The 24825-nt window shown below is 71.0% G+C and carries 21 protein-coding genes and 1 pseudogene; 12 read left to right on the forward strand and 10 right to left on the reverse strand.

All coding sequences use genetic code 11. The features are described from left to right. Positions 1–16: 16 nt before the first annotated feature. The 4 genes from ABZT93_RS14340 to ABZT93_RS14355 form a co-directional block, all read right to left on the reverse strand. A complete protein-coding gene (locus ABZT93_RS14340; protein WP_356103636.1) occupies positions 17–634 on the reverse strand; it encodes a TetR/AcrR family transcriptional regulator in 618 nt (205 codons plus the stop codon). Between the two features lie 67 nt (positions 635–701). Then, positions 702–1685, reverse strand: coding sequence for a small ribosomal subunit Rsm22 family protein (locus ABZT93_RS14345; protein ID WP_356103640.1), 984 nt, complete (start codon positions 1683–1685; stop codon positions 702–704). Positions 1686–2629: 944 nt separating this feature from the next. Beyond that, on the reverse strand, positions 2630–3820 hold the full coding sequence (locus ABZT93_RS14350) for a serine hydrolase domain-containing protein (protein WP_356103643.1): 1191 nt from the start codon (positions 3818–3820) through the stop codon (positions 2630–2632). Then, positions 3772–5070: a multidrug effflux MFS transporter gene (locus tag ABZT93_RS14355; protein ID WP_356103645.1), complete on the reverse strand. Its 1299-nt coding sequence runs from the start codon at positions 5068–5070 to the stop codon at positions 3772–3774. Before ABZT93_RS14355 ends, ABZT93_RS14350 begins: the two co-directional genes overlap by 49 nt. Positions 5071–5186: 116 nt before the next feature. Between ABZT93_RS14355 and ABZT93_RS14360 the strand changes: the two genes are divergently transcribed. Next, positions 5187–6227, forward strand: a complete 1041-nt coding sequence (locus ABZT93_RS14360) for a Gfo/Idh/MocA family oxidoreductase (RefSeq protein WP_356103648.1) — start codon at positions 5187–5189, stop codon at positions 6225–6227. On the opposite strand, the gene ABZT93_RS14365 is transcribed toward ABZT93_RS14360, so the two are convergent. Further along, the gene (locus ABZT93_RS14365; RefSeq protein WP_356103651.1) at positions 6214–7854 is read right to left on the reverse strand and encodes an alkaline phosphatase D family protein; all 1641 of its coding nucleotides are present in this window, start codon (positions 7852–7854) and stop codon (positions 6214–6216) included. The two genes, ABZT93_RS14360 and ABZT93_RS14365, sit on opposite strands and share 14 nt — an antisense overlap. Positions 7855–8000: 146 nt before the next feature. Here ABZT93_RS14365 and ABZT93_RS14370 point away from each other — a divergent pair, with 146 nt between their 5' ends. The 3 genes from ABZT93_RS14370 (at position 8001) to ABZT93_RS14380 (ending at position 11447) form a co-directional block, all read left to right on the forward strand. Next, positions 8001–8780: an SDR family oxidoreductase gene (locus ABZT93_RS14370; protein ID WP_356103655.1), complete on the forward strand. Its 780-nt coding sequence runs from the start codon at positions 8001–8003 to the stop codon at positions 8778–8780. Between the two features lie 432 nt (positions 8781–9212). Continuing rightward, positions 9213–10700: an ABC transporter permease gene (locus ABZT93_RS14375; RefSeq protein WP_356103658.1), complete on the forward strand. Its 1488-nt coding sequence runs from the start codon at positions 9213–9215 to the stop codon at positions 10698–10700. A gap of 42 nt (positions 10701–10742) precedes the next feature. Beyond that, complete coding sequence (locus ABZT93_RS14380) at positions 10743–11447, forward strand: ABC transporter ATP-binding protein (protein ID WP_356103661.1); 705 nt, start codon at positions 10743–10745, stop codon at positions 11445–11447. 21 nt (positions 11448–11468) lie between these two features. Here the strand turns inward: ABZT93_RS14380 and ABZT93_RS14385 are convergent, their stop codons facing one another. Together ABZT93_RS14385 and ABZT93_RS14390 are read right to left on the reverse strand one after the other, a co-directional pair. Further along, complete coding sequence (locus ABZT93_RS14385) at positions 11469–12449, reverse strand: aldo/keto reductase (protein WP_356103663.1); 981 nt, start codon at positions 12447–12449, stop codon at positions 11469–11471. 65 nt (positions 12450–12514) lie between these two features. Next, entirely contained in the window at positions 12515–12841 is a 327-nt protein-coding gene (locus tag ABZT93_RS14390; protein ID WP_356103665.1) for a nuclear transport factor 2 family protein, read from the reverse strand. Positions 12842–12973: 132 nt separating this feature from the next. On the opposite strand from ABZT93_RS14390, the gene ABZT93_RS14395 reads away from it, so the two are divergent. The 7 genes from ABZT93_RS14395 to ABZT93_RS14425 all read left to right on the forward strand — a co-directional run bounded on the left by ABZT93_RS14395 (position 12974) and on the right by ABZT93_RS14425 (position 18764). Beyond that, positions 12974–13549 carry a DoxX family membrane protein gene (locus ABZT93_RS14395; RefSeq protein WP_356103668.1) on the forward strand — a complete coding sequence of 192 codons (576 nt, stop codon included), beginning with the start codon at positions 12974–12976 and terminating at the stop codon, positions 13547–13549. 410 nt (positions 13550–13959) lie between these two features. Further along, positions 13960–14307: a MazG-like family protein gene (locus tag ABZT93_RS14400; protein WP_356103670.1), complete on the forward strand. Its 348-nt coding sequence runs from the start codon at positions 13960–13962 to the stop codon at positions 14305–14307. Positions 14308–14423: 116 nt separating this feature from the next. After that, positions 14424–15545 carry an aminopeptidase P family protein gene (locus ABZT93_RS14405; RefSeq protein WP_356103673.1) on the forward strand — a complete coding sequence of 374 codons (1122 nt, stop codon included), beginning with the start codon at positions 14424–14426 and terminating at the stop codon, positions 15543–15545. Between the two features lie 132 nt (positions 15546–15677). Then, positions 15678–15845 (forward strand): hypothetical protein, encoded by a 168-nt coding sequence (locus tag ABZT93_RS14410; RefSeq protein WP_356103676.1) that lies wholly within the window; start codon positions 15678–15680, stop codon positions 15843–15845. A gap of 41 nt (positions 15846–15886) precedes the next feature. Beyond that, a complete protein-coding gene (locus tag ABZT93_RS14415; RefSeq protein ID WP_356103679.1) occupies positions 15887–16537 on the forward strand; it encodes a hypothetical protein in 651 nt (216 codons plus the stop codon). Between the two features lie 504 nt (positions 16538–17041). Further along, a complete protein-coding gene (locus ABZT93_RS14420) occupies positions 17042–17974 on the forward strand; it encodes a hypothetical protein (protein ID WP_356103682.1) in 933 nt (310 codons plus the stop codon). A gap of 211 nt (positions 17975–18185) precedes the next feature. Beyond that, on the forward strand, positions 18186–18764 hold the full coding sequence (locus ABZT93_RS14425; RefSeq protein WP_356103685.1) for a hypothetical protein: 579 nt from the start codon (positions 18186–18188) through the stop codon (positions 18762–18764). A gap of 239 nt (positions 18765–19003) precedes the next feature. Here the strand turns inward: ABZT93_RS14425 and ABZT93_RS14430 are convergent. The 3 genes and pseudogenes from ABZT93_RS14430 to ABZT93_RS14440 form a co-directional block, all read right to left on the reverse strand. Next, a pseudogene (locus ABZT93_RS14430) lies at positions 19004–19453 on the reverse strand (transposase); the annotation flags it as partial. Positions 19454–19491: 38 nt separating this feature from the next. Then, entirely contained in the window at positions 19492–20091 is a 600-nt protein-coding gene (locus ABZT93_RS14435; protein WP_356103688.1) for a hypothetical protein, read from the reverse strand. A 2-nt stretch (positions 20092–20093) separates the two neighbouring features. Next, the gene (locus tag ABZT93_RS14440) at positions 20094–20711 is read right to left on the reverse strand and encodes a hypothetical protein (RefSeq protein WP_356103691.1); all 618 of its coding nucleotides are present in this window, start codon (positions 20709–20711) and stop codon (positions 20094–20096) included. A gap of 504 nt (positions 20712–21215) precedes the next feature. On the opposite strand from ABZT93_RS14440, the gene ABZT93_RS14445 reads away from it, so the two are divergent. Continuing rightward, a complete protein-coding gene (locus ABZT93_RS14445; protein WP_356103694.1) occupies positions 21216–24749 on the forward strand; it encodes a SpoIIE family protein phosphatase in 3534 nt (1177 codons plus the stop codon). Positions 24750–24825: the final 76 nt, after the last annotated feature.

Here is a 24825-nt window from a genome sequence, read left to right on the forward strand (position 1 = left end):
GATGACCGCGTACGGCTCAGCGCGGCGCGATGCCGTGGAGGGCGTAGTCGACGAGGGTGTCGGTGTAGTCGTAGCTGATCGGGCCGGTGTACTGGAGCCAGCGCTGGGCGAGGGGGGAGACCCAGAGTTCGAGGGCGATGCGCGGGTCGATCTCGGGGCGCACCTGGCCGGCCCGCTGGGCGGCGCGCACCCGGTCGACGTACAGCTGGAGCGAGGGTTCGAGGAGCTTGGTCAGGAAGGCCCGGCCGACTTCCTCGTTGACGACGCCCTCGGCCGCCAGGGCGCGGGAGGGGGCCTCGAAGCGGGGGTCCTTGAGCTGGTCCACGGTGAGCCGCAGTACGGCCTTGAGGTCGGCGGCGAGGTCACCGGTGTCCGGGATGGCGTACGCCTGCTCCGACCCGGCCTCCCGGGCCGCCCGCTCGCTCAGGTCGAGGAACGCCTCCATCAGCACCTCCGCCTTCGACGACCACCAGCGGTAGATCGTCTGCTTGCCGACACCGGCACGGGCGGCGATTCCCTCGATCGTGGTCTTCGGGTAGCCGACCTCGGCGACGAGGTCGAGGGCGGCGTCGTAGATGGCGCGACGGGACCTCTCGCTGCGGCGGGTGGTGTCGGGGGCGGGCTGTTTGACCATGGGGCGACGGTAGCAGGCGGGTGAGACGGGGCGTCTCGTTGTGGGGGGTGGGAGGGGGCCGGGGCTACTACGGCAACGGCCAGGGATCGCCCCATGCCGCGTCCCTCGCCGCCTTGTACAGCTCGCCGTGGCGCTTGGTGACCGTGCGCCGGGACAGCCGCTCGTCGGGCTCGCAGAGGTCGAGGAGGACCTGGCCCTTGCGGATCTGGGGGCGGCGGATCACCCGGGCGGGTGCCGGGGTGGCGGGGAGGCGGGTCGCGGCGACGTAGCTGAACTTCTCGTCCTCGTACGGCAGCGAGCCCCCCTTGACCTGGCGGTGCAGGGAGGAGCGGCTGACCCGGGCCGAGAAGTGGCACCAGTCCTCGCCGGGGACGATCGGGCAGGCGGCGCTGTGCGGACAGGGCGCGGCGACACGGAAGCCGGCGGCGATCAGGCGGTCGCGGGCCTCGATGACGCGGGCGTACCCGGCGGGGGTGCCGGCCTCGACGATCACGACCCCCTGGGCCGACGCCGCCGCGGTGTCCACGAGGGCGGTGCGGTCGTCGGGGGTGAGTTCGTTGAGGACGTACGAGACGGTGACCAGGTCCGTGGCGGGCAGGGTGAGGTCCTTGCCGATCCTGGCGCGCTGCCAGCGGGCGTCGCGCAGGGCCGGGTTGGCGGCGGCGATCTCGCGCCCGAGGGCGAGCGCCGGGTCGGACCAGTCGAGGACGGTGACCGCCCGGTCGCCGGGCCAGGTGGCGGTGACGGCCCAGGTCGCGGCGCCGGTGCCGCCGCCGACGTCGGTGTGGTCGGCGGGGGTCCAGTCCGGGACTGCCTCGGCGAATGCCTCCAGGGCCGCGTGGACCGCCTCGAAGGTGGCGGGCATGCGGTAGGCGGCGTAGGCGGCCACGTCCGCGCGGTCGCGGAGGATGGGGGCGTCGGTGGGGGTGGTTCCGCGGTAACTGGCGATCAGGCGGTCCACCGCCTGTGCGGCCTGCTTGGGCGGCAGGCCGCCGAGAAGGCCGGCGAGGGTGGCGCGGAGGGTCTCGGCCGGGGCTGCGGGGGCGGTCACCCGGTGATTCTAGGGGCGTGCGGCGCGGGGGCGTGCGGCGTGGGGGTCCTCGCCCCGGTCACGCCCGTCCAACCGCTCACCCGGCCCGACCCAGGCAGCCTTTCGCCCGGTCACGGCTGGACGGCCGCGCGGCCCGGTCACGGCCAAGCGACCGCTCCCTCTGCCCAGCCAGGCGACCCTCAGCGACCCCGCCCCCCTGTCGCGACTGGGCGGCCGCTCGCGCCAATCACGGCCAAGCGACCTTTCACCCCGCTACGGCTGGGCGGCCCCTCACTCTGCTGTCGCGACTGGGCAGCCGCTCGCCCGATCACGGCTGGGCGGCCCTTCACCCCGCCGGGGCCAGGCACCCCCTCGCCCGGTCACCGGGCCGCGCTCGCCCGTCCGGACCCGTACGGCGGTCTCGAACGGCGGCTGGGCGGCCGCGCGGCCCTGTCACAGTCAGGCGGCCCGGCCCGTCACCGCCAGGCGGCTCCTTGCCCTGTCACGACAAGGCGACCCTTCGCCCTGCCACAGCCAGGCGACCGCTCCCCCTGCCGCTGCCGGCCGACCCGACCCGTCACGGTCAGGCGGCCCCTCGCCCTGTCATGACCAAGCGACTCTTCGCCCCGCCACGGCCAGGCGACCGCTCACCCCTGCCACTGCCGGCCGACCCAACCCGTCACGGTCAGGCGGCCCCTCGCCCTGTCACGACAAGGCGACCCTTCGCCCCGCCACGGCCAGGCGACCGCTCTCCCTGCCGCTGCCGGCCGACCCGACCCGACCCGTAACGGTCAGGCGGCCCCTCGCCCTGTCATGACCAAGCGACCCTTCGCCCCGCCACGGCCAGGCGACCGCTCACCCCTGCCACTGCCAGCCGACCCAACCCGTCACGGTCAGGCGGCCCCTCGCCCCGCCGCGGCTGGGCGGCCCCTCCCCCCGTCACAGCCGGCCGCGCCTCACCCCCGTCACGGCTGGAAGCCACCCGTCCCCCTGACCGCCCGCGCCACCCGTGTCGCCATCTCGGCCCTCGGGCGGTTGTCCGGTGGGCGTCTCCTCGGGTGGACCGTGTTGGCCAGCAGCACGACGAAAGTGTCCGTCGCCGGGTCCAGGACCAGGGACGTGCCCGTGAAGCCCGTGTGGCCCGCCGCTCCCCGCCCCGCCAGCTCCCCCATGAACCACTTCTGGTCGATGGCGAACCCCAGCCCGGGTGGGGTCAGCAGCAGTTCCACGAAGTCCGGGCCGAGGATGCGGGCGGGGCCGTACGCGCCGCCCGCCAGCAGGGCACGGCAGAAGATCGCGAGGTCGCGGGCGGTCGAGAACAGGCCCGCGTGGCCGGCCACCCCGCCCAGCGCCCACGCGTTCTCGTCGTGGACCACGCCCCGCAGCATCCCCCGGTCCACCTTGGCCCACGGCCGGCGCTGGTCCTCCGTGGCCGCCGCCTCCGGGCAGGGGCCGAAACGGGTGGACGTCATGCCGAGGGGGCGGGTGATGCCCTCGTGGACGAGGACGTCGAGGGGGCGGCCGGTGATGCGTTCGAGGACGTGCTGGAGGAGGAGCGGGTTGAGGTCGGAGTAGGTGTAGGTGCCGGGGACTCCGACGGGCGGCTCGGCGCGCAGGAGGTTCAGGCGGTCCTCCTCGTCGTCGCAGCCGTGGAGCGGGAGTTCGGGGCGCAGTCCCGAGGTGTGGGTGAGCAGTTCACGGACGGTGATGCCGTGGGTCACGGCCGCCGTGAAGTCCGGGAGGTACGCGCCCACCCGCGCGTCGATGCCCAGCGTGCCGCGCTCGATCTGCTGCACCGCCGCCACGGCCGTGAACAGTTTGGTGAGGGAGGCCAGGTCGAAGGGGGTGTCCACCCGGGCGGGGACGCGTTTGTCGTGGGGCAGTTCCACGCCCGCGTCGGCTTCGGGGTCGTAGGAGGCGTAGCGGACGGCCCAGCCCGACGCCTCTTCCACGGCGATCACCGGGCCACGCCCCGCGACCAGGACGGCGCCGGGGGTCCAGGGACGTCGGCCGGTGGTGAGGACGCGGAAATCCCGGACGAGTCGCCGGAGTTCCTCGGGGTCGAGCCCGGCTCGTTCCGGTGTGTCGGTGCGCAGTCTCGGTGCGCTCAGCTCTCTGCTCCCTCCGCGGTCGCACGTCTGTTCCAAGGACGGCACATTGCCATGAAACACAGGAGCGCTACCAGTGCGGCCGCCAGTTGGACGACCGCCATCGGGACGGCGGTGCCCTCTCCGGCCATCCCTACCAGCGGGGAGGCGACGGCGCCGATGAGGAAGGACGACGTGCCGAGCAGGGCGGACGCGGAACCCGCGGAGTGCTTGGTGCGCAGGAGGGCCAGGGACTGGGCGTTGGGGAGGGCGACACCCATCGCGGACATCAGGACGAAGAGACCGGCGGCGACGGGGAACAGGCCCACCTCGCCGAAGACCCCGGTCGTCATCAGCAGCAGCGCCGCGGCCGCCGCCGTCACGACGAGCAGACCCACGCCCAGGACCCGGTCCAGGCCGACCCGGCCCACCAGCACCTTGCCGTTGATCTGGCCGACCACGACAAGGCCGATCGAGTTCACGCCGAACAGCAGGCTGAAGGTCTGCGGGGAGGCGCCGTAGATCTCCTGGACCACGAACGGGGACGCCGAGATGTAGGCGAACAGCGCGGCGAAGGCGAAGCCGCCGGTGAGCATGTAGCCGGTGAAGGGCAGGTCGGCGAGGAGACGGCGCATGGAGTGCAGGGCTTCGCCGACGCCTCCGGTGTGCCGCTCGGCCGCCGGGAGGGTCTCGGGCAGCCTCGCCCACACCAGGGCGGCGAGCAGCGCTCCGATCACCGTCAGGACCACGAACACGCCCCGCCAGTCCGTCACCCGCAGGATCTGCCCGCCGATCAGCGGCGCCACGATCGGCGCGACCCCGCCGATCAGCATCAGGGTGGAGAAGAACCGGGCCATCGCCACGCCGTCGTACAGGTCCCGGACCACGGCCCGGGCGATCACTATGCCCGCGGCGCCCGCGAGACCCTGCACCAGCCGGAAGCCGACCAGGAACTCCACGTTCGGTGCGACGGCGCACAGCGCGGTGGCGACGACGTAGACGAGGAGACCGGCGAGCAGCGGGCGCCTGCGGCCCCAGCGGTCGCTCATCGGACCGACCACCAGTTGCCCGAGCGCCATGCCGAGCAGACAGGCGGTGAGGGTGAGCTGGACGGTGGCGGCGGGCGCGTGCAGGGCGTCGGTGACCTCCGGCAGTGACGGCAGGTACATGTCCATCGCCAGCGGGGGCGTGGCGGTGAGGCCGCCGAGGAGCAGGGTGACGAGCAGCCCGGTGCGGCGCACGGCGACCGAGGGCGGTTCCGTGCCGGCCGCGGCCGTCTGCTGCTCCAGGTGCGGTGTCGGTGCCCCCTGCTCGGGCATGTGCCCCTCCCTCTCCGAGTACTGCGTCGTCCCGGGGAACCCCCCGGACCCCCGGCCACCTATGCTCTCAGCTCGTACAGGGTGGCGACGGTCAGGTGAGCGAGGGTGGAGCCGGGATGACGGAGCAGAGGGTGCGCTGGGGGATTCTGGCGACGGGCGGGATCGCGGCGGCGTTCACCGCGGACCTGGTGGATCTCCCGGACGCGGAGGTGGTCGCGGTGGCCTCGCGCTCCGAGGCCTCGGCGAAGGCGTTCGCGGAACGGTTCGGGATCGAGCGGGCGTACGGCGACTGGGGCGCGCTCGCCGAGGACGCGGACATCGATGTCGTGTACGTCGCCACTCCGCACGCGGCGCATCGCGCGGCCGCCGGGCTGTGTCTGAGCGCCGGACGCAATGTCCTGTGCGAGAAGGCGTTCACGCTGAACACGCGGGAGGCCGAGGAACTGGTCCGGCTCGCGAAGGACCACGGACGCTTCCTCATGGAGGCCATGTGGATGTACTGCAACCCGATGATCCGGCGGCTCAAGGCCCTCGTCGACGACGGCGCGATCGGCGAGGTGCGCACCGTGCAGGCCGACTTCGGGCTCGCCGGCCCCTTCCCGCCCTCGCACCGGCTGCGGGACCCGGCGCAGGGCGGGGGCGCGCTGCTGGACCTCGGGGTGTACCCGGTGTCGTTCGCGCAGCTGCTGCTCGGGGAGCCCTCGGACGTCACGGCGAAGGCGGTGCTCTCCGAGGAGGGCGTCGACCTCCAGACGGGCGCGCTGCTCTCCTGGGACAGCGGGGCGCTCGCGTCCCTGCACTGCTCGCTGACCGGCGGTACGGCCACGATCGCGTCGGTGACCGGCTCGCTGGGCCGGATCGACATCCCCGACGGCTTCTTCCACCCGGACCGTTTCGTCCTGCACCGTGACGGGCGCGAGCCCGAGGAGTTCGTCGCCGACCCGGCCGACGGGCCCCGCAACAGCCTGAAGCACGAGGCCCGCGAGGTCATGCGCGCGCTGCGGGCCGGTGAGACGGAGTCCGCGCTGGTGCCGCTGGAGGGCACCCTCGCGGTGATGCGGACGCTGGACGCGATCCGTGACCGCGTAGGCGTCCGCTATCCCGGCGAGACCGGCGAGATCGGCGAGACCGGTGAGACGGAACTCACGCCGGCTTGAGCCCCTGGTCCCCCACCTCCGTCACGAAGGACGCGGCCGTCGCGATCGGCGCCCCGGGCCTGGACACGTACGGCACGCTCCTGAAGTCGGCCCGGGCGCGCTCGCGGCCCAGCTCGACGGTCACGTAGCCGCGCAGCCCGTTGTAGAACTTCATGTGCGGGTTGGCCCCGGTGTACGTCTCCCAGGTCGCGGGCTTGTCGGCGCCGTCCCGGCCGCTGGAGATCGACGATCCGACGATCTCCGTGCCGAGGGTGCGGGAGTCCGGGTCGTCGAAGTCGTCCTTGATGTCGTAGGCGTACGCGACGTGCACGTCACCGGTGAGGACCATCAGGTTGTCGATGCCGGCCGCCTCGGCCCCGTCGAGGATCCGGCGGCGGGAGGCCCGGTAGCCGTCCCAGGAGTCCATCGACAGCCGGGCCGGGTCCGTGAGGTCGAGCTTGCGCTGCGAGAAGTTCACCTGCTGCGGTACGACGTTCCACAGGGCCCGTGACGCGCGCCAGCCGTTGAGCAGCCACCGCTCCTGACTCTCGCCGGTCATCGTGCGCGCCGGATCGTCGATCTCGGGTCCCGGCAGGTCGAGGCCGTCGCCGTAGGCCTGGTCGGAGCGGTACTGGCGGGTGTCGAGGATGGCGAACTGGGCGAGCCGGCCCCAGTGCAGGCGCCGGTACAGCTGCATGTCCGGGCCTGCGGGCTGCTGCGGGCGGCGCAGCGGCTGGTTCTCCCAGTAGGCGCGGTAGGCGGCGGCGCGGCGGAGCAGGAACTCCTCGGGCGGCACGTCGTTCTCGGGGATGTCGTCGGCGTAGTTGTTCTCGGTCTCGTGGTCGTCCCAGGTGACCGCGAAGGGGTGTGCGGCGTGCGCGGCCATCAGGTCCGGGTCGGACTTGTAGAGGGCGTAGCGCAGGCGGTAGTCCTCCAGGGTGACCGTCTCGCGGTTGAAGACCGCCGGGAGGGTGCGGTCGGTGTAGTTGCGGTATCCGCCCACCGAGTTGACCGCGTACTCGTACAGGTAGTCCCCGAGGTGGAAGACCATGTCGACGTCCTCGGCGGCGAGATGGCCGTACGGGGTGAAGTAGCCGTCGGTGTACGCCTGGCAGGAGACCGCGGCGAAGGTGAGGGCCGTGGCGCGGCTGCTGGGGGCCGGTGCGGTGCGGGTGCGGCCGGTGGGACTGATCCACCTGCCCACCCGGAAGCGGTAGTAGAAGAAGCGGTCGGCGTCGAGGTGGCCGACCTCGGCGTGCACGGTGTGGTGGAACTCGGGGTGCGCGACGGCCGTGCCGCGTCTGGCGATCCGGCGGAATCTCTCGTCGTGCGCCAATTCCCAGTGGACCAGGACGCGTTCGGCCGGTAAGCCGCCGTCCGCCTGGAAGGGGACAGGGGCGAGGCGGGTCCACAGGAGCACGGAGTCGGGCTGCGGGTCGCCGGAGGCGATGCCGAGGGTGAACGGGTTCTCGGTGATCTTCGCGGCGTCGAGTTCGGCGGCGCTCGCCGTGCCGGCGGCGGGCAGGTTCACGGAGAAGGCGAGCGCGGCGGCGGCGCCGGTGACGGTCAGGAAACGGCGGCGGCCCATGTGCCGGGCGGCGGCGCGCAGTTCGGGGGCGTGCTGTGACGGGTAGGTGTCGAGTGTCATCCGGTCCTCCCCTGACTGATGGATGCAGGAGGCAATTGGAGTGGCCGGGAACGACGACCGATTGACAGGTGCACGACATTCAGATGGCGGACGGATGAGTTCCGCATGACGGACCGCGCCCGGGACCTCCCGTACGCTGCGGGGCCATGAATGCCATGCAAACTGCGCAACATTCGAGGATCGCGGTGGTGACCGGCGCCGGCTCCGGCATCGGCCGCTCGGTCGCCGTGGAGCTGCTGCGCGCGGGCTGGTCGGTCGCCCTGGCGGGCCGGCGGACGCAGACGCTGGAGGAGACGGCGGCGCTGGCTCCCGAAGGCACCGGGGGCGCCTCGATCGCCGTACGGACCGACGTGTCACGGCCGGACGAGGTGACCGACCTGTTCGCCGCCACCGTGGAGCGGTTCGGGCGGGTGGATCTGCTGTTCAACAACGCGGGGACCTTCGGGCCCGGCGGCGTGCCGGTGGAGGAGCTGCCGTACGAGGCGTGGCGGCACGTGGTGGACACCAACCTCAACGGGGCGTTCCTGTGCGCGCAGGCGGCGTACCGGCAGATGAAGGAGCAGGACCCGCAGGGCGGACGGATCATCAACAACGGCTCGATCTCCGCGCACACGCCCCGGCCCCACTCCGTCGCCTACACCGCGACCAAGCACGCCCTCACCGGCCTCACCAAGTCACTGTCGCTGGACGGGCGGCCGTACGGCATCGCGGTGGGGCAGATCGACATCGGGAACGCGGCGACCGACATGACCGCGGGCATGGGGGCCGGTGCCCTGCAGGCGAACGGTGAGGTCGTGCCGGAACCCGTGATGGACGTGGCCGACGTGGCGCGCACGGTGCGGCACATGGCGGAGCTGCCGCTGGAGGCGAACGTGCAGTTCGCGACCGTGCTGGCGACGGCGATGCCATATGTGGGACGTGGCTGAACAGCCGATCTCTACAAGCGGAATATGTGATTCCACCCCCTTCGCGACTGGTTGGCGGCTTATGCTCATCACGCGCCCTCCACAAGAGCTTCACACTTGAGGGGTGGCGTTCCGTCGACCTCATCCGAGGGGGGAGCACGGCGGCCGTCCATGGGCCGGGTGGGGGTGGATCTCGCGTGGGACCGCGAGGTACGCACCGGTCCGTGGACGGCCGCCGCGCACATTCTCAGCTCGGGTAGGTCCGGTCGGTGGACGGCTGCTTCGCAGATCCGGGCCGCGCACGTCCGGTCCGTGGACGGCCGCCGCGCACATTCTCAGCTCGCGCACATCCCTTCCCAGCCTGCGCACATCCCTTCCTCACGGCCCCGCAATCCTTCGTCCCTACCTTGAGGGCGCGCCCACAGCGGGCGCCAAGAACCTTCGAGGAACGGGATGTTTGGCATCTATCTCAAGCGCGAGCTGGGCCGGCGCAAGAAGGCGGCCCTGGTCATCGCACTGGGTCTGGCGCTCGGTATCGCGCTGGTCATCACCGTCAACTCGGTGTCGGCCGGTATGACTCAGGCTCAGGACAAGGTCCTGAAGTCGCTGTACGGCCTCGGCACCGACATGACCGTCACCAAGGCCAGGTCGGCCCCGACGTCCGGAAGCTCCGGCAGACCGAACTTCCAGTTCGACGCCAGTTCCAACGACAGTGACGACACACAGAGTTCCGACCGCGTGATGACCCAGGGCGGTCAGGCCCTGGCGTCCTCGGTGGTCACCAAGATCGCCGCGCAGAAGGGCGTGGCGAGCGCGGTGGGCGCGCTGACCCTGAACGTCACCAAGGTCGACGGCTCCTTCACCCAGGGCAAGGCGCAGAGTTCCGGTGGAAACACCGGGAACACCGGGAGCAGTGGCCAGGGTGGTCCAGGTGGTGGCTCCGGAGGCACCAGTACCGCCGCACCCCGGGTCCAGGGCGGCGGCGCCAACTTCGACGTGAACTCCTACTCGGTCGCCGGCGTGGACGTCACCGACCAGACGCTCGGCCCGCTGGCCGGCTCCAAGATCACCACCGGCAAGACGTTCACGGCCGCACAGACCGACACGAAGGTCGCGGTCGTCAGCAAGTCGTACGCCAAGGAGAACTCCCTCAAGGTCGGGGGGACCCTGAAGATCTCCGGCACGAAGTACACGGTCATCGGCATCGCGACGCCCGACAGCAGCGAGTCCACCACCGACGTCTATCTGCCGCTCAAGCAGGCCCAGACGCTGGCCGACGCCAAGAACAAGGTCACCACGATCTACGTCAAGGCGACCGACTCGCAGCAGATCGACGCGGTCAAGGCGGCGATCCAGAAGAACATCTCCGGTACGACCGTCACGACCTCCGCCGACCTCGCGGAGACCGTCTCCGGTTCCCTGTCCACCGCCTCCGGCCTCGCGACCAGCGTCGGCAAGTGGCTGTCCATCGCGGTGCTCGTCGCCGCCTTCCTGGTGGCCGCGCTGCTGACCTCCTCGGCGGTGTCGCGCCGGGTGCGGGAGTTCGGCACCCTGAAGGCGCTCGGCTGGCCGAGTCGTCGGGTCACCCGGCAGGTCGTCGGCGAGTCGATCGTGAACGGCCTGCTCGGCGGCGCCCTCGGCATCGGCCTGGGCCTCGCGGCCGCGTACACGGTGACCGCGATCAGCCCCAAGCTGACCGCTCAGCTCGGCAGCACCGGCGGCGGTGGCGGCGGCACGGGCGGCGGGCCGGGCGGCGGTGGCGGTCCTGGTCAGCAGTCCGCCCAGAACACCATGGAGATCGCGCTCTCCGCGCCGGTCTCGATGACCACCATCGCGCTCGCCGTGGGTCTCGCGGTGACCGGCGGGCTGATCGCCGGGGCGATGGGCGGGTGGCGGGCCTCCCGGATGCGGCCGGCCGACGCGCTGCGCAGCGTGTCGTAGCCGCTGTCGCCTCCCCCACTTCTTCTTCTCTACGGAGCTCTCATGTACAGACTCACCGGCGTCACCAAGCGCTACACGCGCGGCAAGGAGACGGTCGAGGCACTGCGCGGCGTCGACCTCACCATCGAGGACGGCGACCAGCTGGTCATCCAGGGCCCCACCGGCGGCGGCAAGTCCACGCTGCTCCAGATGATCGGCGGGCTGGACCGCCCCACCGAGGGCAGCGTCGAACTGGACGGCGTCGACCTGGCGAAGATCAGCGAGGCCAAGCTGACCCGGCTGCGGGCCGAGAAGATCGGCATCATCTTCCAGTCGTTCAACCTCATCCCGACGCTGACCGCCCAGGAGAACGTGGAGACGGCGCTGGTCCCGCTGGGGGTGAAGCCGGCCCAACGGCGTGAGCGGGCGGCCGAGGCGCTCCGCTCGGTGGGGCTGGGTGAGCGGCTCACCCACGCGCCCTCCGAGTTGTCCGGTGGTCAGCAGCAGCGGGTGGCCATCGCGCGGGCGCTGGTCAAGAAGCCGAAGGTGCTGCTCGCCGACGAGCCGACCGGCAACCTCGACGAGTCGATGCGGGACGAGATCATGGCGTTGCTGGAAGGGCTGTGGCACGAGTACGGGTTGACGTTCGTCATGGTCACACATGACTCGTCGATCGCGCGGCGCGCGCCTCGGCTGGCGACGATCAAGGCGGGGCAGATCACGTTGACCGAGCAGCAGCCTCAGCAGCAGCCTTTGCCACAGTACTGAGGCTGCCGGGTCGGGGCGCGCTCACCGTCCGAGGATGCGGTCGACCTCGGTCAACTGCTCGGCGGTGAGCGGCCCTTTCACCAGGGCGTTCGCGTTCTGCTCCGCCTGGGCCACGGAACGGAAGCCCGGGATCGGTACCGTTCGCGGGCTGCGGGCCCAGATCCAGGCCAACGCGCCCTGGGCAAGGGTGCGGCCCTCGCTGGTGAGGATCTCCTTGAGTGCGTCGATACGGGCCAGCCACTCCGGGTCGGCCGACGTGCCGTCACCGAAACCCTGGAGCCAGGCCGGGGGCCTGCTGCGGATGTCCCCGGCGTCCTGGGGCCCTTGCCGCTTGCCCGCGAGCAACCCCATGGCGAGCGGGCTGCGGTTGACGCTCGCCAGCTCCGACTCGTCGCACAGCGCCAGCATTTCGGGGGCGTCCTGCATCACGTTGAGCGCGTGCTGTACGGCCGCGCAGTGCTCCCCCTGCGCGAACACCGCGGCGCGGGCGGGGTCGTCCGTGCTCCAGGCATAGGCCCGGATGAGCCCTTCGCTCACGAACTCCTCGCACAGGTCCCGGAGTTCGGCCGCGCGCTCCGGGGCGAGGTCGGACAGGTGGAGCTGGTAGAGGTCGATGTGATCGGTGCCCAGGCGTTTCAGGGAAGCGGTGAGAGCGCGGCGGGCGTACTCCGGTGTGTGGTCGGAGCCGGTGAGGGTGCGGGTGTCCTCGTCGAAGACGTTGCCCCACTTGGTGGCGAGGACGACGTCGTCCCGGCGCTTGCCGAGGGCGCGGCCGAGAACGCGTTCACTGTGCCCGGCGCCATAGGTGTCCGCCGTGTCGAAGAAGGTGATGCCCAGATCAAGGGCGCGCCGGACGGCCCGTACGGACTCCTCGTCGTCGACCTTGCCCCAGCCGAGCGGCTGCCCGTCGGCGCCCTGCCATTCGCCGCCGATGGCCCAGCAGCCGAAGCCGAGTGCGCTGACCTGGATGCCGGAGCGGCCGAGAGTGCGTGTGGTCTCCATGTGCCGGAACGTTAGGAGTTGGAGTGCGCTTCAAGGCAAGGGGCTTTCTGCAACGGGGCCGGTTCTCAGGCCTGGCCGGTCTCGAAGCGGGAGATCCTGCCGTCCTCGCCGACCGTGAAGTCCCAGCGGGTGCGCATCTCACCCCAGGCGTCGTTGCGGTAGTGGGCGAGGAGGGAACGGCCGCCGTTGGACTCGTTGTCGACGTCGAGATGGCCGTTGGAGGAGAAGATCTCCCGGTCGATCCAGTCGTCGAGGTCACGGTCGCTGCCGTCGTCCGCCATGGTCGCACCGGGCGCGAGCAGGGCCAGGAGGGCCTCGCGGTCATGGGCGTTGACGGCGGAGACGAAGGCGCGGACAGCCGGGTCGCTGAGTCGGGCGGGCTGAATCGTCATGCCTGCCAGACTCACACCGCGCCCCCGGGCCCGCCACCCGAACGGCCGCGCGAGTGTTCCGGGCAGGTGTGAGCGGTGCGACGGTGGAAACGCGAGGGGGGTCCCGTTCCACTTCTTGTGCTGGGAGTCATCGTGACCGCTTACGACCGACGCGATCTGGGCCTGCTGCTGCTCCGGCTGGGAACCGGAGGTGTACTCGCCGCCCACGGCGCGCAGAAACTGCTCGGCTGGTTCGGCGGCGGTGGCCTCGAAGGAACCGGCCAGTTCATGGAGTCCGTCGGCTACGCGCCGGGCAAGGCGAGCGCCACGGCAGCGGGCCTTGCGGAGGCGGGCGGCGGCACCCTGCTGGCACTTGGTCTGGCGACCCCGGCGGCGGGTGCGGCGGCGGCCGGTGCGATGGCCGGCGCGTCCGCGGTGCACGCGCCCAACGGCTTCTTCAACGCGGGTGGCGGCTACGAGTACGCGGCCACGCTGGGCCTCACGGCAGCGGGCCTCGCCGTGACGGGCCCGGGCCGCCTCTCCCTGGACCACGCCCTCGGCCACACGGTCAACCGCGGCTGGATGGTACCGGCGGCCCTCGGCGCGACGGCACTGGTGACGAGCGTGGTCGTGGGGGCACGGAACCGGCGGCTGCGGGAGAAGGAGGGCGGGGGCGATGACGGGCAGGTATCGCTGTTCGAGGAGGAAGAGGCGTTGTTCGGGGAGTAGGGGGATGGGGGCGAGGAGTAGGGGGATGGGGTCGAGGGTCGGCGTCGGCGGCTGGCCGGACCGGCGTACGACCAGGGTGCCGGGGTCGGCGTGCGACGGGGGGTGGGCCGGGGTCGGTGCCTGGGTCCGACGCGGGCGGGCCGGTGCGGGGCCGTCCCCGGGCGGGCCGGGGCGCAGCCGGGACCGACTCCGGGCGGACCGAGACGGAGCCGAGGACCGAGGCACAGCCACTGGCCCCGTCTGGGCAGGCCGAGACGAGACCGGCAGCCCTGCCCGGGCGGGCCGGGGCGCAGCCCAGGACCGAGCCGAAGCCGTGGCGCGGCCCAGCCGAGGGCGCCCCGCAGCGAACTCGCGTCGGACGAAGCACCCTTACCCGAGCCGCCAGTGCCGCCCGTGACAAGCTGCCCCGTATGAGTGATAAGGCCACCGCCCCCGCCCCCGACCTCTGGAAGTCCGTCGACGCCCTGTGGACCTGGCTGGAGACGGATCAGCCGGTGCACGGCCGCGAGGGCCTCCTCCTGCGCATGCTGAAACTGTCCGAGGAGGTCGGCGAGGTCTCCGAGGCGGTCATCGGGGCGATCGGCCAGAACCCACGCAAGGGCGTCAGCCACACCTGGCAGGACGTGGAGGGCGAGCTCTGCGACGTGGTGATCACGGCGCTGGTGGCGCTGCGCACGCTGACCCCGGACCCGCGCGAGGTCTTCCACCGCCATCTGAGTCGGGTCACGGAGCGTTCGCTGGGCCCCGGGGCCCTCTGACCCACCCGCCATGGGCGGGGCGACGAACCGTCACCCGTTCGGCCTACGCCCCCGGGCACCCCGCACCCCACCCCTCCGACGATGAACCGGACGACGGCAGCGGTCGGAGGAGCCCCATGAACGACACCCCCGCCCCCTTCACAGAACAGGACTACGCGGCCCGTATGACCAGGGCGGCCAGGGACACGACCGAGGCCGGCCTGGCCGGGCTGCTCATCACCCCCGGCCCCGACCTGACCTGGCTGTGCGGCTACCGCCCCGCCTCGACGACGGAACGCCTCACCCTCCTCGTCCTCACCCCCGGCTCCGAACCCCGCCTGTTGGTGCCGTCCCTCGAACGCCCCGACGCGGAAGCGGCCCCCGGCGCGAACGCCCTCCGCATCTCCGACTGGCGCGACGGCCAGGACCCGTACGCCGCAGCCACCGGCCTCCTCCTCCCCAACGGCCGCTACGGCGTCTCCGACACCACCTGGGCCGTCCACCTCCTCGGTCTCCAGGAAGCCCTGCCGCTGACGACCTACCGCCCCCTGACCGTCGTACTCCCCCTGCTCCGCGCGGTGAAGGACACCCACGAGGTGGCCCGCCTCACGGCGGCGGGAGCGGCGGCGGACGCGGCGTACGAGGAGATCCTCGCCACCCGCTTCACCGGCCGCCGCGAGTCCGAAGTGGCCGCCGATCTGGCCCGCCTGCTCCACGAACAGGGCCACACCGAGGTCTTCGCGGCGGTGGCGTCCGGCCGCAACAGCGCGAACCCACACCACAGGTCGGGCGACCGGACGCTCAAGAAGGGCGACATGGTGGTCCTGCACCTCGGCGGCCGGAAGGACGGCTACAACTCGCACACGACCCGCACGATCCACGTGGGCGACCCGACGGAGGAGCAACGGAGGGTCCACGACACGGTCCGTACGGCCCAGCAGTCAGCCGTCGAGGCGACGGCCCCCGGCGTCACCTGCCAGGAGATCGACCGCAGGGCACGGGAGCTGATCGAGAACGCGGGATACGGCGAGTACGCCACCGAGCTCACCGGCCACGGCATAGGAATCACCGCACACGAACCGCCTTACCTCACCGAGTCCGAGCAGACCTACCTCGTCCCCGGCATGTGCCTCTCCATCGGGTCGGGCGTATACCTACCGGGCCGCTTCGGCGTACGGATCACGGACGTGGTGACGTGCACGGAGGACGACCGGCGGCGGCTGAACTCGACCGAACACGGGATGACGATCGTGGAGTGACCGAGAGACCGGTGAAGGGTCTGTGCCCGCCCGGGGGTCGAACACGGTGGCGAGATTTCGGCAGCATAGGATGATGTGTCATTTCTTCGGTCGGGTGGCGGCGCGCAACATCATCGGGGGATCACGACAACCGTGGCTGGCTATCACTTCCAGGAGAAGTGGGGCTATGGCATTGGTCTGATCGCCGATGCCACCGGCGGCGTCACCGAAGGACTCTCCGAGTCTCGCAAGATCTACCAGGCGCTGGAAGACCAGATCGCTGATGCCTTCAAGGGAGCCGGGAAGGCTGACGCCAAGTGATGCGGGGCCAAGAACCTGCTTCTGCGGCACCCCGTTTCCTGGTGCAGCCCGAGTTTCATCCGATCCCCCTCGACACAGGCGTCGAGGAGGAGACCTTCGACGAGCAGATGCGGGAGTTCGCCCGCGGCTACTGGGGCGATCAGGACGAGCTGGAGCCGATCCGCAGATTCACCGCGGCCATGTATGGCGTGAACTCCCAGCGGCTCTCGGCCGGGGGCACGGTCTACCAAGCCCTCGGGATCTTTCCCATCGGCGGGACCGCCGACGGATCGCAGCCGCCCGAGCGGGTGAGTCGTTGCACGCTCACCGTCAGCGTCCGCGATCTCGACAACCCCGCTCCCCACATCGCGGCGGCCGGCATCGCGGAAACGCTCGACCAGAGCGCGGACGGTGAAGCCCAGTTGGTCACCCTGCCCGCCGGTCCGGCCGTCGTCCACGTCGCGGACTCCCGCGCGGTATGGACACTCGCCGACGGCGAGCAGGAGAGGTTCTTCGTGCGCGTCGAGCTCTGGCTGCCGTTCCCGGAGGAGGACCGGCTCCTGTTGTTGTGTCTGAGCACAGCCGATGTCCAGGATCTCTTCCACTACCAGGCGGTCCTCGCGGACATCGCCGACACCATCGCCTTCGGCGACGCCGAGGACGACCCCGCAGTCGGGGACGAACTCGTCCCGCAGGCCCACCCGTTCGGTTGATCGCGTCGAGGAGGACACACGGATGAGCACACAGACCTACGACGCGCTCGGTTTCGACCCGGCCCCCGGCGTGCCGGCATCGGTGACACAGCTCGTCACGGCTCTCAGCAAGGTGGGCAACCAACTGAACGGTGCCCACGGCACGCTCACGCGCGTGGGTAAATCCGACGGCGTCTGGGAGGGCGATGCCGCTGCCGGCTTCGCCAAGAAGGTCGGTGAGCTGCCGAAGTACCTCGCCGACGGACACGCGTCGCTGATCGAGGCCGCGCATGCCCTGAACACCTGGCACACGCAACTCACCGACTTCCAGACTCTCGCCGCCCGCTTGGAGAGGGAGGCGGAAGAGGCTCGCCGTGCGCTCGAGGAGACGAAGTCCAACCCGGATCTCCGGCTGGCGGGCCGGACCTTCGACACACAGGCCGCCCTGGACAACGCCCAGAAGGCGTTCGACCACGCCGCCAAACGGGTCGACGAGGCCACCGACGACCTCAACGCCATCGTTTCATGGACGCCCTCGACGGCCTTGGGGACCGGATCAAGGATCTTGCCGGTGACATCTGGAAATGGATACAGGAGCACGCCGACACGATCTACGAGATCGGTGACTGGCTCGGTTACGCCAGCGCCGCGTGCGACGTCCTGGCCGTCGTCTTCTCCGAGACGGTGATCGGTGCGATCGCCTTCGAGGCGATCGGCATGGTGCTCAACGGTGGGGCGCTCGCCTTCCACGGGGTCGGCTGGGCGGCCGGCTCCAAGAAGGGCAACTGGATGGACATCGGTCTCGACCTCGCCGGTTTCATCCCCTTCGGTGACCTGGCGCGCGTCGGAAAGGTGGCCAAGGGAACGTTCACCGGCGTCAAGATCCCCATGAACGTCCTCGACTTCGGAGTGAAGGCCGCCGACTCGTGGAAGCGGGCGGGCGACATCGTCGAGAGTGTCGGCGGAACCGCGAAGCTCGGCGAGGACGCCGAGAAATGGGTGATGCGGAACTGGGGTGAACTCGGTTCGAAGGCGCATGCCATCCACGTGACCGCCGACAGTCTCAAGGATCGCTTCGCGGTCGCCGTGGCCAAGGAGTTCGGGGACTCCACCTTGTACCGGGCGGGTGCCGGGCTGTTGGACAAGCCGTTCCAGAAACTCATGCCGACGCTGGTCGAAAACACACCTCTGGGTCGCATTCCGGCAATCGCGGACTCCGTCAGGCCCGTAGTCGACGGCGCGGGCAACACGGTCTCCCACTACGTCGATCCCAGGTCATGGACGGCGCGTGGCTACGAAGCAGTGGTGGGCGCGAAAGGGCTGTACACGGAAGGCGCCCGACTTGTCACGGAGGACGCCCAGTACGCGTCCGAGAAGTTCCACGAAAGCGTCGACAGGGCGCGTAACGCCGCCGGGGAGTTCGCCGACCGCGCAGCCGCGGTGAATCCCTTCGGCTGAGCCGGCCCAGCACCTTCGAACCTGCGTCAACAGCGGCCGTATCCTCTACGAATCCGTATCTCACCCGGAGCCGGAGACCAGAATGCACCCCACTCCCCAGGAGCAGCCCTCTTCGGCCTTCTCCGCGCCGATGCAGCCACCACCGACCCGGTACACGTTCGTGGTCAAGGCGAACAACCCTGTCCCTGCAGGTTCTCAGCGCGATGTCGAGATGAGTTCGACGATCCAGTTGACGGGTGCTCAGCGTGAGGCCGCCCCCGCGGCGGAGGTCTTCGAGCGGCGGACGACGGAGCGGTGGAGTCGCCGGTCTCCGATTCCCTTCTGGATCCACGGCGGAGGCGGGGGTGGGCTGATGTGCTCGATCCAGCCGGCCGCCCCGGACGTCCACGACGTGTACGCCGCCGACGGCACGCCACTGGCCCGCATCACGCGCCGCGCAGGCCGGTTCCTCCCCTGGCCTCGCCGTGTCCGGTGGACCGTACAACTCAGCGACGCACCGCAGGCCTTCACGGGGAAGGCCGGAAGGGCGATCACCTGGATGCTCTACGTCCTGAGCTCTCCGGTCTGGCTGCTCTTCTTCCTCTTCATGCTGGTCTACTCGATCTTCGAAGGCGACACGAGCGACACCAGCCTCGACGGCCCGACCCGTACGCGGTGGCGTATGGCTGGAGCCGGCACGGCTTTGGACTACCGGGGAATCAACAAGGTCTACCACTACGAACCCCAGCGCCTGGACGTCCGCGTGGCCTATGCGCAGGCGGTCCTGCACGCGTGGGTGCGGGTGCGCTGATCTGGGCGCGGGAGGGCGATGTAGGCGGCCTCGCGGACGATCGCGTATGTCAGGAACTGGTGAGGGGTGCAGGTCCAGGGCAAGGGCGCATGCTTAGCGACGAGGGCTGCAGGAATCTAGTAGTGCTTCGTTAGGTTCCGGTTCTGGGTCTGCTGCTGGTGAGGGGCGGCCGCAGGTGGTGCAAGTGCCGCTCCAGCACCACAGCAGGCCCTGCAGCGCGTCGAGGACTTGGTAGAGGCTCAGGCTGCCGTGTGGGCTTTTGGGTCGTAACGCCGCAGGGTGAGGAAGGCCTGGGCGGCGGTGACGAGGGTGACGTGGTGGTGCCAGCCGCGCCAGGTGCGGCCCTCGAAGTGGTCCAGGCCCAGGCCGTGTTTGAGCTCGCGGTAGTCGTGCTCGATGCGCCAGCGCATCTTGGCGAAGCGCACCAGATCGGCGACCGGGGTGGTGGCGGGCAGGTTGGTCATCCAGTAGCCGGTGGGCTGTTCCGATCCTTCCGGCTGCTCGATCAGCAGGGTCCGCAGCGGCAGTACCCCGTCCCACTGGCCGCGTCCGCCGGCGTGCTCCTGCGCCGTGCGGGTGGCTTCCTTGCCCGAGGGCCGCACCTCGAGCACCGCAAAGCGTGAGGGCATCGACCCCTTGCTGCCCTGGCGCCAGATGACGATCTCGAAGCGGGTGCCTGCATCGGCCAGGTCTCGCAGGGGCCAGGCTGGCTCGCGAACGGCCGGGCCTATCTCTCCTGAACGTCAGTGATCTCCACGGAGGGCTCTGTGCTCGCCGAAGCGGTGCTGATCAGGGACGGTCTGTAGCTGAGGCGGGTCTGGTCGGTCAGCTCGGCAGTCTGGATGACCGGCCCGGACTCGTCGCCGTGGATCTCGTAGGTGATCTCGTACACGGCGTCCGGGTCGAGGTCTCCACTGCTGCCCAGGTAGCTGAGCTCCGGCTCCACGGTCACGTTGCAGCCCGCTGATCCGAAGCACTGCCGCGCGGTGGTGCGCAGGTAGATCGAGAAGCTGTCGGCGTCGGCCTCGACGTACGTCGGTTCCGAGGCGGAGGCGGCGACATCCTCGTCCGGAATGCTCGACGCGGCTGCGATGGCCGGCTTGTCGTCGTCGTGGGTGGAACCCCGGGTGGCCCCCACGACGACGATGCCCGTGGTGACGATCGCGGCGATCACGGCGGCGGCCGAGCCGATGACGATCGCGTTGGTGCGGAGCTTCTTGGGCGGGTCCGGCGGGACCGGTGCCTCGGACGGCGGGGGCGGCGGCACGGGCGGTGGGAATGCGTGCTGCGGAGGTGTGGCGGGAGGTTGCGGAGTGCTCTCGGCCATCGTCAGCCCCACCCTCCCAGCAGGCCCGCGCTGAGCTGGGCACTGCAGATGTTGTAATCCCCGGCCGCGTGGGCCTTCTTGGTCTTCCCGCCGACCGTGACGGAGCAGTGGATGTCCCCGGACCCCTGGAGCTGAGCGGTGACGTCGAAGTACAGGGCGTCCTCGTCGAGAGGCGGGGTGGCCTTGAACTCGCCGTTCTTGAAGGTGCCGTCGCGGTTGTCGGAATCGGACCCGTAGGTGATGTTGAGCGGTCCGAGGGCACCGGCGGGCGCGGTGCCCCACACCTTGAAGACGACGACCTTCTTGTCGGACTTCTTCTCGCTGTCGGCCTTCGTGTCACTGCCTTCGGAGGCGTCGGCCGCCTTGTCGCCCTTCGACGTGGAGCCGCTGACCTTGGTGTTATCGGCGCTCTTGGAGTCGCTCGAGCCGGAGCCACCACCCGCGACAGCACCGATGAGGGCGATCAGAACGAAGAGACCGACGAGCCCGAGACAGCCCAGGCCGATGACCTTCCCCGCGCCGGTCTTCTTCGGCGGCGGCGGCGCGAACGGCGGCTGCCCGAACGGCTGTTGGGGGCCGCCCCATCCAGGCTGTTGCGGCGGGTACTGCTGCTGGCTCATTGTCCCCCCTGAGGCATATGTCGTGCAGTGCAAGGTGTGTGACTTGCACAGGCCTCGAACGGTTTCTCAAATCAGATGCATTCACCCGATCGTGGTGAACTCCACGCAAATCGAACACCTTTGATGTCCGGCAGGGAGGGTCCTGCCGCCGCAGCCGATGGCGAAGCCAGGTCGAATCCTGAGTAGCTTCACTCGAGCAAGTCGGCCGCAGACCGGATCATCGACCACCTCTTCGCGCGGTCCCGGCCTGGTCCGTCGTCGCCGACCGTGTCGGCCGGCCGCAGGGACTGCCAGTCGACGATCACCGCCGCCGGCGCGCGGCTACAGGCGTACACTGCTGAACAAATGGGCTTTTAATTGTTTCAAATGGGCAATTTTGGGCAAAGCGTCGCCGGACCTGTCGGATCCGGCATCCGATCTGCCCGGGAAGTCCCCAGCGAGTGGCCGTCGGCAGCCGTGGGAGGCGCGGGCGGATCACACAAGCGCCAGGAGGACGATTTCTCGATGATCCGGCGCGATGACCCCCGCACCGCAGCGGCCCGGGTGTTCGCCGACGGCGGCGCGTTCGGCGAGCTCCTGTCAGGGATCGACTGGGCGGCGACGCCGTTCGGGCCCCCCGTCTCCTGGCCGGGGCCCCTGGTGGACACCCTGCGCCTCATGCTCACCTCTGAGCATGGGATGGCTCTGTACTGGGGGGCTGAATTCGCCACGCTGTACAACCTGGGCTCCACACCGATTGTCGGCGCCAAGCACCCCTGGGCGCTCGGCAGGCCCTACAAGGAGATATTCCCCGAGGCCTGGGCCCACCCCGTGAGCTCCCACTTCCACTATGTGACCGACTCCCGCAAGCCCCTGCTGGTCCCGAATGAGCTGCTCATCATGGAGCGCCACGGCTTTTTGGAGCAGTGCTACTTCGACTCCGCCTTCCAACCCGTACTGCTGGATGACGGCACCGCCGGCGGCGTACTGCAGATCCTCACCGAGACGACCGGCCGAGTACTGGGCGAGCGCCGGCTGCGCCTGCTGAGCGAGACCGGCACGCGCACTGCCGGGCTGCCCACTCCGGGCGAGGTCGCCCGCGTGGTCGCCGAGGTGGCGACCTCCTACCCCGACGAGATCCCGTTTCTGGGCCTGTACCTGGCCTCCGAGCCAGGGATGCGGCGGCCGGCGGCCTCCACCGGACTCGGGTCGGCGCCCGAGACCGGCTCGCTGAGTGCGAACGACGGGCCGGAAGTGGCGGCCCGGCTGGCGAAGGTGGTCGCCGACGGTACCCCGGCCACGTTCCCGGCCGCCGCGTTCACCGGCGGCAGCACGGCCGGGCAGCACGCTGCGGCCCCCCAGCTCTCGGTCGAGCAGGCGCTGGCCCTTCCGCTGCACTCCGCGACCCAGGTGGTGGGCGTGCTGGTGGTGGGCGTCAACCCCTGCTTCCCCCCAGCCGGGGCGTACCACGACTTCCTGGAAGTGCTCGCCTCAGCTGTGGCCGGGGCGCTGACGGCCGCGCTCGCGCACGAAGAGCAGCGCAGGCGGGCGGAGGCACTGGCCGAGCTCGACCGGGCCAAGACCACCTTCTTCGCCAACGTCAGCCACGAGTTGCGCACCCCGCTCACCCTGCTCCTGGGCCCGCTCCAGCAGGCCCTGGCCGACGAGGACCGGCCCGAGCGGCACGAGCAGCTGGAACTGGCCGAGCGCGGCGCCCTGCGCCTGCTGAAGCAGGTCAACACCCTCCTGGACGTCGCCCGGGCCGAGGCCGGGCAGACGCGCCCCGCCCTCGAGCCGGTCGACCTCGCCGGTGCCACGGCCGAGCTGGCCGGGGTGTTCCGGTCCGCCTTCGAGGCGGCAGGGCTGACGCTGGAGGTGGACTGCCCGCCGCTGCCCAAGCCGGTGCCCCTGGACCGGGAGATGTGGGAGAAGATCGTCCTCAACCTGCTCAGCAACGCCCTGAAGTTCACCTTCACCGGCGGCGCCCAGGTGCAGGTGGTCGCGGCCGGCGACCGGGCCAGGCTGACCGTGACCGACACCGGCACCGGCATCCCCGCGGACGAGCTGCCGCGCCTGTTCGAGCGCTTCCACAGGGTCCGCGGCGCCCGCTCCCGCTCCCACGAGGGCAGCGGCCTCGGCCTGGTGCTGGTCAAGGATCTGGTGGAAGCGCACGGCGGCACCGTCGGCGCGGACAGCCGCCTCGGCCAGGGCACCACCCTCACCGTGGACCTCCCCTTCGCCACCGCCCAGCGGCCCCGCCCGGCCCCGCCCGAGGCCGGCGCCGGATCCCCCGGGGAGATCCCCAGGGAAGGCGGGGGCGACCGGTCCGGCCGCACGGCGGCCTATGTGGACGAGGCGCTGGGCTGGCTGGCGGCCGACCCCGTCCCCGCCGCGGCCACCTCCGCGGCACGGACCCCGTACGCCCCCGCGACCCACGATGCCCTCCACGGCCCCAGCCCGCACGAATCCGACCGCCCCCACCGGGCCCGCCTGCTGGTCGTCGACGACAACGCCGACATGCGCGCGTATCTCACCCAGCTCCTGCAGCCCGACTACGACGTGCTGCTCGCCGCCGACGGCCGGGCCGCCCTGGAGATGGCCCTGGCGCAGCCGGTGGAGCTGGTGCTCAGCGACGTGATGATGCCCCGCATGGACGGCTTCGAGCTGGTCCGGGCGCTGCGCGCCGACCCGCGCACCGCCCGCCTGCCCATCGTCCTGCTCACCGCCCGCGCCGGCGAGGAGGAATCCGTGCAGGGTCGGCACGCCGGCGCCGACGACTACCTGGCCAAACCCTTCTCCGCGCGCCAGCTGCTGGCGCGTGTCGGCACGGGGTTGGAACTGTCCCGGCTGCGCGAGCAGGCCCTGACCGAGACCCGCAACCAGCTGGCCGTGCTGGCTTCCCTGGCCGAAGCGGGCCTGCGGCTGGCCGCCACCCTCGACCCGGACCAGATACTGCGGACCACCGGTCAGATCCTGGTGCCCGACTTCGCCGACCAGATCAGCGTCCACCTCACCCCTGCGGCACCCGCCCCGGCGGCGCAGTCGCCCCCGCCCTACATCGCCGGCACCCCCGTTCTTGCCCACGAGGCCCTGGCCACGGCTGCCACCCGCGCGATCAACGGCACCGCCTCAGCCCCGATCGCCGCGCACCCGGCGCCCGCGCCCGCCGCCGTGCTGGCCCTGCCGCTGCACGCCCACGACCAGACGCTGGGGGCCCTGGTACTGGTCCGGCACACCGGCGGCTATTCCGCGGTCGAACACAAGTATCTGGAGAACCTCGCCCACCGCCTGGCCCTGGCCTACGACAACGCCACCCGGTACCACAACGAGCGCCGCCTCGCCCTGACCCTGCAACGCGCCCTGCTGCCCCACCGCCTGCCCCAGGTGCCCGGAATGCGCCTGGCCACCCACTACCGGGCCAGCAACCGCGGCGCCGAGGTCGGCGGCGACTGGTACGACGTTCTCGCCCTGCCCGACGGCTCCGTCGGGCTGGCCATCGGCGACGTCATGGGCCACGACGTGGAAGCCGCCACGCTGATGGGCCAACTCCGCACCGCCCTGCACAGCCTCGCCCTGGAGGGCGCCGGCCCGGCCCAGGTGCTGACCAGGCTGGACGCCTATCTGCAGTCGCTCGCCACCGACCGCTTCGCCACCTGCCTCTACGCGGTCTACGACCCCCACCGCCACCACCTGAGCTACGCCGCCAGCGGCCACCTACCGCCCCTGCTGCTAGGCGCCGACACCACCTACCTGGAGCTGCCCCCCGCCCTACCGCTGGGACTGGGCAGCACCCCGGTCGACCACGAGGTGCCCTTCCCACCCGGCACCGGCCTGCTGCTGTACACCGACGGCCTGGTGGAGAACCGGGCGCTGTCCCTGGACGACGGCCTGGCGGCCCTGCGCCAAACCTGCGACGCCCTGCCCGCCGCCGCCCGCTCCGACCCCCAGCGGATCACCGAACAGGCCCTGGAACTCCTGAACACCCCCGACCGGGTCGACGACGACGCCGCCCTGCTCGCAGCCACCGCCGAACCACCGCGTCGAACCGGCACCCCGTAGGACATGCAGGACCGCACCGTCAACAGCACGTCAACGGTGAAACCAACCAGGCGATCTTCCCCTGACGGTGCATGAT

The organism is Streptomyces sp. NPDC005303 (assembly GCF_040607335.1).
GTDB lineage: Bacteria > Actinomycetota > Actinomycetes > Streptomycetales > Streptomycetaceae > Streptomyces.